Here is a 7,559-nt window from a genome sequence, read left to right on the forward strand (position 1 = left end):
GCAAAAATAGCACATCCCGTTGAATTAACCACTTTTTTTGTGTACTTTTGTCCGCATAAAATTTTGTTTTACATGAAACACATCAAATCGTTTTTCGTGTTGCTGGCATCCTGGAGTATGTATGCCACAGCCACTTGGGCCCAGACACCTTTCTTCACCCACACGGTTGAAGCGGGCGAAACGGTGTATTCCATTTCCAAGATTTATCATGTCACCACTGAAGATATCTACAAGCTGAATCCGGAAACCAGAAACGGTCTTCGCAGCGGTACCACTCTGAAAATTCCCCAGAACAAGGCTGATCAAAAATTTTCACGTTTTCATACCATTGCCAAGGGAGAGACCCTGTTTCAGCTCACCCAGCTATATCATGTCTCTGCCGAAGACATCTGTCTGGCCAACCCGGGACTGACCGCTTCGAATTTCAAGGCGGGGGAAGTCATCGTGATTCCTCCTTCCAATGGAAAAGAAGCCGAGGTGCAGAAAGCCACCGACGACAAGGGAACTTTGAGTGTGCTGAACTCCGGCTGTAAGGAAATGCACCGGGTAAAGCGCAAGGAAACGATATTCAGCATCTCCCAGAAATACGGACTGACCACCGAACAGCTGATCGAGGCCAATCCGGAAATGAAGGACCCGGACTACAAACTGAAAAAAGGCAGTCTGGTGTGTATCCCTTATCCGGAAAAAAAGACCGTAAAGAAAACTCCATCCAATCAGGAACTGTTCCCCCAGAAAAGCGGTCCGGAAAAGATGCAGCAGATCACTATGGGAGTTCTGCTCCCGCTGACTCAGCAAAACAGCGAGGGAGAAAAGATGATTGAATTCTATCAGGGATTGCTTCTGGCAGTAGAGGATCTGAAGAATATGGGCACTTCCGTGACGGTTTATACCTACGACTGCGGAAAAAGCATTGCTGACATGAAGGCCGTACTGACACGCCCGGGCCTGTCCAAGGCTGATGTGATTTTCGGTCCGCTGTCCTCGGCACAGATTCCTACCTTGGGCAATTTCTGCAGAGAGAACAAAATAAAGATGGTGGTTCCCTTCAGTTCACAATGTGATGAGGTCTACAAGAACCCTTATCTGTATGTGTCCAATGTTCCTAAAAGCGCGTTGTTCGAAGAAACCTACAAACTGCTTCAGGATCAGTTCTCCAACCGGCATTTTGTAATCTGGAACAGCGGCGAACAGCGTGAAGACGATCTGACCTTTATCAACGGACTGAAAAGAATGCTGAACGCACATGCCATCCCATTCCGGGAAGTATCTGCCGGAAGCAGCTCCCTTCAGGACTACCTGTCTCTGGGCAGAAAGAATATCATTGTGCCCAACTCAGCCAGCCTGAAGGCTCTGAACAAGCTCTGCTCAGAGCTGAACCTCTTCAAGGTGACTAATCCGGAATATCAGTTCAGCCTGTTGGGACACCCCGAGTGGCAGATTTACACCAACAGCCAACTGGAGAACTTCTTCCGCTTCGACACCTACATCTACTCTTCTTTCTATAAGAATATGAACAAGGTGGCCTGCGGACCGTTCGAAAACCGTTTTGAGAAAGATTTTCACACCGAACTGCAAAATACTTTCCCGAGCTTCGGTATGCTGGGATATGACCTGGGACGCTTCTTCCTGATGGGACTGGCCAACAAAGGAAACGACTTTGACAGCAACATCAGCACGTGGAGAACCGACCCGCTGCAAAACGACTTCTACTTCAAGCGCGCCAGCAACTGGAGCGGATTCATCAACAATAAAGCCGAACTGATCCACTATACCCCGCAAAAGAAAATTGACGTTATAGAATTTACCAAGAAATAATGAAAAGACGCACCGCATTCATACTATCGTGTCTGCTGGGCTGCCCAGCCATGCTTCAGGCTCAGGTGGGCGATGCCCGCAGGGATCTGGCCATCGGATTCAATGCCGGAGCAACACTGAACACGGTCAGCTTCACTCCCAGCATCAAACAAACGATGAAACCGGAATTTACCGGAGGTATCACCCTGCGCTACACATGCGAGAAATATTTCAAAAGTCTCTGTGCCATCCAGATGGAAGTCAACTATGCCAATCTGGGTTGGGAGGAGGTAATTGAAACCAGCAGTGACACCTACAGCCGCGACATGCACTACATTCAGGTTCCGATACTCGCCCGCATGGGTTGGGGCTATGAAGAGAAAGGTGCCATGTTCTATGTGGTGGCAGGCCCCCAGTTGGGATACTGCATTGCCGACAAGGAACACCGCGGAGGTGCATTCAGCGAAGAGACCCTGAACAAGCGCCCCAACAAGGTCACCCAACAATATGGCAAAGCCATAGACCGGCCGTTTGACTACGGTATCACCGCCGGACTGGGTCTGGAAGTCAATACCCGTAAAGCCGGACACTTTATGCTCGAAGGAAGATATTACTTTGCATTGAGCGACATATATAACAATGGCAAACGGGATCCTTTCTCACGTTCGGCAAACGGAACGATTGTAGCAAAAATCACTTATCTCTTTGATATATTGAAGACAAAAAAATAGGATGCAGGTCATGCATCCTATTTTTTTATGTATTAAAAAAACGCTTATCTCAGACGATCCAGGGAACGGACAATCATCTCATCCTTCATCACGGCACGGAAGGCCAGATAATCCAGAATCAAAGCGATGGCCGGCATACCGGCAGCCCATCCCAAAGCAAAAGTTCCCCAAGTCTTTCCCAACAGAAAAGCAAATACCCCATAGGCGATATAATAACCGACCAGCAACAGGGCATTGAAGATAATGATGCGCACCTGCAACATTCTTTTCTTGAACAGGAAAATACAACCGAATGAAGAAACAGCCACGAGCAAGAGCAGGGCGAACAAAGCCCACGGCGCATAAACCGATTCTCCATTTGCAGGAGTGAGATACAAGTTATACAGTTCGGCTGTCAGCACTCCATCCTGCAAGAAACGCCCGATGGGCAGACAGAGGGTCACCACAGCCAGGACTGTAATGAGGAACAGATAAACAGACTGTATTCTCTGAATCATAATCGTCCGTTATTCAATAGTCTCCTTTGCCGGATTGCGGAAATAAACCTTTCCTTCAATAAACTCCTGAGTAGCAATCAGAGTTGGCTTTGGAAGTTTTTCATAATAACGTGAGATCTCAATCTGCTCACGGTTCTCGAACACCTCATCCAGGCTGTCGCTTACAGAAGCGAACTCCTGTAATTTCTTAGACAGTTCATTCTTGATGTCTACAGAAATCTGGTTGGCACGTTTGCCGATGATGGCAACACTTTCATAAATGTTTCCCGTTTCATCACACAAATCCATGATGTTACGAGTCACTGTGTTGGTTGCTGCATTCGTTTTTTTGTAATCCATAATGATATTATTAATTGCTGTTTTATTCTTTTACCTGTTTCTGTGCATAAGCGAGCATCGAGCGGGCTTCCGACAGATATTTAGATTCGGGGAAATCGTTCTCAAAAGCGTAATACTCATCAATAGTGGCGCGATAGCGCTCTTCCTGTCTTTCCTGAACGCTCTGACGGGCCAGATGATAACGGGCGCGCAGCAGCATGATGCTCAGCTCTTCGCGGCGCTCCGGACTGGCATAAGGATATTCGTTCAGCGCATTCTGAGCCGTTACGATACAAGCTTCGTAATTACTGCCGCCACTGGTACAATTACCCATATAGGTACCCAGATCGTAATACAACTTGGCAGCAAGATATTCCTTCTCCACCAGCTTGTCCTGAAGTTTCAGAATCATTTCCTGGCTCTGAGGTTTCAGGCGGGTATAGGGATAAAGATCGAGAAAATCCTGAAACTCCTTGATGGCCTCCAGCGTATTGCTCTGGTCGAGACGGGCATCAGGCACTCCCTCAAAGAGAGATTTTCCGGAATAGAAACGGGCTTCTTCCACATACCGTCCCTTAGGATATGACTGATAATACTTCTTGAAGTATGCCGCAGCCGTCTCCACATTTCCGGAACAATATTCAGACATGGCCAGCATGTAAAGAGATTCCTCTCCGTAGACCGAGCCTTTGAGGATAGCCATCAGATCCGTCAGAATCTGGGCAGCCTTGGAATACTGTCCTTCTACAAAGAAAGCCTTGGCGGCCTCATATTTATATTCGCTGTTTGTCGTTTTCAGAACCTGATTGTATTCGTTGCACGAAGTCAACAACAGAGTTCCGCAAAGCACTCCTAAGAATATCCGTTTCATATTATACAAATTGAGTTGCAAAAGTATCAAATTTCAGTCACTTATGCAATTAAATTATGCAAAATTATCATGAAAAGAAGGATAATACGAACAGTCTTTTCAAAAATTCGTTTGCCGCTCCACCCACCTTTCATTAAATTTGCAGATTATTTGATCGTATCACGTAAATAGTTATAGAGATATGCCAAACTTTGAACTGACCGCAGACTACCGCCCCACCGGTGACCAGCCGGAGGCCATCGCACAACTTACCGAAGGTGTACTGCAAGGCGTTCCGGCACAAACCCTGCTGGGAGTAACCGGTTCGGGCAAAACCTTTACCATTGCCAATGTCATCAAAAACATAAACAAACCTACGCTGATTCTGAGCCACAACAAAACCCTGGCCGCCCAGCTGTATGGAGAATTCAAGAGTTTCTTCCCCAACAACGCGGTGGAATATTATGTTTCTTATTATGACTATTATCAGCCGGAAGCCTATATCCCCTCGACCGACACTTACATCGAAAAGGATCTGGCCATCAACGAGGAAATCGACAAACTACGTCTGGCTGCCACGTCGGCTTTACTGTCGGGACGAAAAGATGTCATCGTGGTTTCGTCGGTGAGCTGTATCTACGGTATGGGAAACCCGGCTGCCTTCTATGATAATGTGATTGACGTGAAGCGCGGAGGCATCATAGACCGAAACGTGCTGCTCCGCCGTCTGGTGGACTCGCTGTATCAGCGTAACGACTTGGAACTGAACCGAGGATGCTTCCGGGTAAAGGGAGATACGGTAGATATCGCCCTGGCCTACACGGATCATATCCTGCGCCTGACTTTCTGGGATGACGAAATAGAATCCATAGAGGAAGTGGACCCGATCAGTCTGCTCCGTCTGGGCAGTTTTGAAGAATACAAGATTTATCCGGCCAACCTGTTTATGACCACCAAAGAGAGTGTCCAGTCTGCCATTCATCAGATAGAAGATGACCTGCACAAACAGGTACAATATTTTGAAGAAATCGGCAAACCGTTCGAGGCCAAAAGAATCTATGAACGGGTCACCTACGACATGGAGATGATTCGCGAACTGGGCCACTGCAGCGGCATTGAGAACTATTCGCGCTACTTTGACGGACGCGAACCGGGCACACGCCCCTACTGTCTGCTCGATTTCTTTCCGGAAGATTTTCTGATTGTCATCGACGAGAGCCATGTATCTGTACCACAGATCAATGCCATGTATGGCGGAGACCACGCCCGTAAAAAGAATCTGGTGGAATACGGCTTCCGCTTGCCGGCAGCCATGGACAACCGACCGCTCAAATTTGAGGAGTTCCAGCAGTTGGCCAAACAGGTGATCTATGTATCTGCCACTCCGGCCGATTACGAACTCCGGCAAAGTGAAGGTATCGTGGTGGAACAGGTAATCCGACCGACCGGACTTCTCGACCCGATTATCGAGGTACGCCCGAGCATGAACCAGGTGGACGACCTGATGGAAGAGATTCAGCAACGTATCGAAAGAGACGAACGCGTCCTGGTGACCACACTGACCAAACGTATGGCCGAAGAACTCACAGACTATTTTCTGAAACATGACATACGCACCAACTATATTCACAGTGATGTGGACACCCTGGAACGTGTGCAGATTATGGACGATCTGCGCGCCGGAATGTTTGACGTGTTGGTTGGTGTCAACCTGCTGCGTGAAGGTCTGGACCTGCCGGAAGTTTCTCTGGTGGCCATTCTGGATGCCGACAAGGAAGGTTTCCTGCGCTCTCACCGTTCGCTGACACAGACGGTGGGACGTGCCGCCCGTAATGTGAACGGAAAAGCCATCATGTATGCCGACCGCATCACGGAAAGCATGCAGAAGACCATTGACGAAACCAATCGGAGACGGGAAAAGCAGCTGCGCTATAATGAGGAACACCACATCACTCCGCAGCAGATCAAGAAAGCCCGCAAGATGACCGATCTGATTCAGGCCAACAACGAGGCACAGGCAGAAAACCGTGCTTATATTGTAGAAGAAAAGACTTTAAAGGTGGCCGATCCGATTCTGGAATACATGAACCGGGAACAACTGGAAAAAAGCATTGCCAAAACACGCAAGCAAATGCAGGAAGCAGCCAAGAATCTGGACTTTGTGGCAGCCGCCCATTTCCGCGACGAAATGCTGCGCATGGAAGAACTGCTTCGAGACAAAGAGGCATAAAACATTTGCCGCAAACAAGAACATCCCTCCGGGATATAAAAAGGGTCGTATCAAGCTCTGTGGAGTAATGATACGATCCTTTTCGTGTATTTTAGAAAGTCCACTTGCATGCCAAAGTAGGAATGGCATAGAAGCGGTTATTACGTCCGTTTACCGGATATACAAAGTTGTTGCTGATTTCCACCTCTGTACCCACGCTGAGCTTGAAATCATCGCTCACACGCTTCAGAGGAGCCAGATTGAACCAGAACTGAGGCTCACTCAATACAATCAGGTTGCCATCTACGGAGTTGTCATGCCATACATCCAGAAATCCGCTGAAAGTACACAGGCCCTTGGCAAAAGTATTGCGCCATACTCCGGTTACCTGCCAGGAATGCTTGCACTGGTCGTGCTTGGCCAGATACTTATACATTACCTGCAAAGAAACACCTTTGCTGAAATCCTTACTGTTCCAGTTGTAAGCCGGACCCACCAGATAAGCATCGTTGAACGAGCCGAAACCGTTCAGTCCACCATCGTACTCCACATGAGCAGCAACCGGTGCTTTCCAGAACTGCAACTCACGGGAAATTTCTCCATAGGCTCCCCGCATGGTCTGATCACCAAAATCGGCATCAATAAAGAAATAGGTACTACCCCACTTGTCGGCTGTAAAGTTCTCAATGGTTGCCGTCAGGCGCTGGCGGTTGTTCAAATCACCCCCATACATTGCATGACCCAGGTCGTAATGTAACTGGACATCGAGCTGTGCAGCACAACTGAGCGCACCTGCTACAAGTGCAGATGCCATAAAAAATCTTTTTTTCATTACTTTTGTTTAAAAATTAACGGTGCAAAGGTAGACTATTTATTTCAATAGACCAAAAATATAAGAACAGATATGGTCGACGATTTTTTCTTTGCACAAAAAAATCAGCCGCTTTTGTATTATTATAATAAGGAGTAAATGGGTCCTCGAAAAAAAAATATGCTTTTTTTGAAAAAAAATCGCCCGAAAATTTGCAGATTCAAAAAAAGTGCGTACCTTTGCACTCGCAATCGGGAAACAAACAATGAACAAAACAAAAACAACGAGTTCACCGAAAGCAAAAGAGGGCGTTTAGCTCAGCTGGTTCAGAGCATCTGCCTTACAA

Annotated in this window: 7 protein-coding genes; 3 read left to right on the top strand and 4 right to left on the bottom strand. The window is 47.4% G+C overall.

Features of this window, described 5'->3' with window-relative positions; all coding sequences use genetic code 11:
• Positions 1-72: 72 nt before the first annotated feature.
• Entirely contained in the window at positions 73-1,818 is a 1,746-nt protein-coding gene (locus tag DXA74_RS13680) for a LysM peptidoglycan-binding domain-containing protein (protein WP_147401127.1), read from the top strand.
• Positions 1,818-2,528, top strand: a complete 711-nt coding sequence (locus DXA74_RS13685) for a porin family protein (protein WP_118528515.1) — start codon at positions 1,818-1,820, stop codon at positions 2,526-2,528. Before DXA74_RS13680 ends, DXA74_RS13685 begins: the two co-directional genes overlap by 1 nt.
• Before the next feature lie 44 nt (positions 2,529-2,572).
• On the opposite strand, the gene DXA74_RS13690 is transcribed toward DXA74_RS13685, so the two are convergent.
• Genes DXA74_RS13690 through DXA74_RS13700 form a run of 3 tightly spaced genes read right to left on the bottom strand, consistent with a single transcriptional unit; the run spans position 2,573 to position 4,214 of the window.
• On the bottom strand, positions 2,573-3,025 hold the full coding sequence (locus tag DXA74_RS13690; protein WP_118528517.1) for a DUF4293 domain-containing protein: 453 nt from the start codon (positions 3,023-3,025) through the stop codon (positions 2,573-2,575).
• Positions 3,026-3,034: 9 nt separating this feature from the next.
• Positions 3,035-3,364, bottom strand: a complete 330-nt coding sequence (locus DXA74_RS13695) for a DNA-directed RNA polymerase subunit omega (RefSeq protein WP_118528519.1) — start codon at positions 3,362-3,364, stop codon at positions 3,035-3,037.
• A 22-nt stretch (positions 3,365-3,386) separates the two neighbouring features.
• Positions 3,387-4,214 (bottom strand): outer membrane protein assembly factor BamD, encoded by an 828-nt coding sequence (locus tag DXA74_RS13700; RefSeq protein ID WP_118528521.1) that lies wholly within the window; start codon positions 4,212-4,214, stop codon positions 3,387-3,389.
• A gap of 181 nt (positions 4,215-4,395) precedes the next feature.
• On the opposite strand from DXA74_RS13700, the gene uvrB reads away from it, so the two are divergent.
• Positions 4,396-6,423, top strand: a complete 2,028-nt coding sequence (gene uvrB, locus DXA74_RS13705; protein ID WP_118528523.1) for an excinuclease ABC subunit UvrB — start codon at positions 4,396-4,398, stop codon at positions 6,421-6,423.
• Positions 6,424-6,514: 91 nt separating this feature from the next.
• On the opposite strand, the gene DXA74_RS13710 is transcribed toward uvrB, so the two are convergent.
• A complete protein-coding gene (locus DXA74_RS13710) occupies positions 6,515-7,234 on the bottom strand; it encodes a DUF5020 family protein (protein ID WP_118528525.1) in 720 nt (239 codons plus the stop codon).
• Positions 7,235-7,559: the final 325 nt, after the last annotated feature.

The sequence above is a fragment of the Bacteroides sp. OF04-15BH genome (assembly GCF_003477995.1).
Lineage (GTDB): Bacteria > Bacteroidota > Bacteroidia > Bacteroidales > Bacteroidaceae > Paraprevotella.

What these genes read in the sequence shown, in the direction of transcription:
- DXA74_RS13680 (WP_147401127.1), top strand. Translation starts at nt 73, where the DNA reads ATGAAACACATCAAATCGTTTTTCGTGTTGCTGGCATCCTGGAGTATG.
- DXA74_RS13685 (WP_118528515.1), top strand. Translation starts at nt 1,818, where the DNA reads ATGAAAAGACGCACCGCATTCATACTATCGTGTCTGCTGGGCTGCCCA.
- DXA74_RS13690 (WP_118528517.1), bottom strand. Translation starts at nt 3,025, where the DNA reads ATGATTCAGAGAATACAGTCTGTTTATCTGTTCCTCATTACAGTCCTG.
- DXA74_RS13695 (WP_118528519.1), bottom strand. Translation starts at nt 3,364, where the DNA reads ATGGATTACAAAAAAACGAATGCAGCAACCAACACAGTGACTCGTAAC.
- DXA74_RS13700 (WP_118528521.1), bottom strand. Translation starts at nt 4,214, where the DNA reads ATGAAACGGATATTCTTAGGAGTGCTTTGCGGAACTCTGTTGTTGACT.
- uvrB (WP_118528523.1), top strand. Translation starts at nt 4,396, where the DNA reads ATGCCAAACTTTGAACTGACCGCAGACTACCGCCCCACCGGTGACCAG.
- DXA74_RS13710 (WP_118528525.1), bottom strand. Translation starts at nt 7,234, where the DNA reads ATGAAAAAAAGATTTTTTATGGCATCTGCACTTGTAGCAGGTGCGCTC.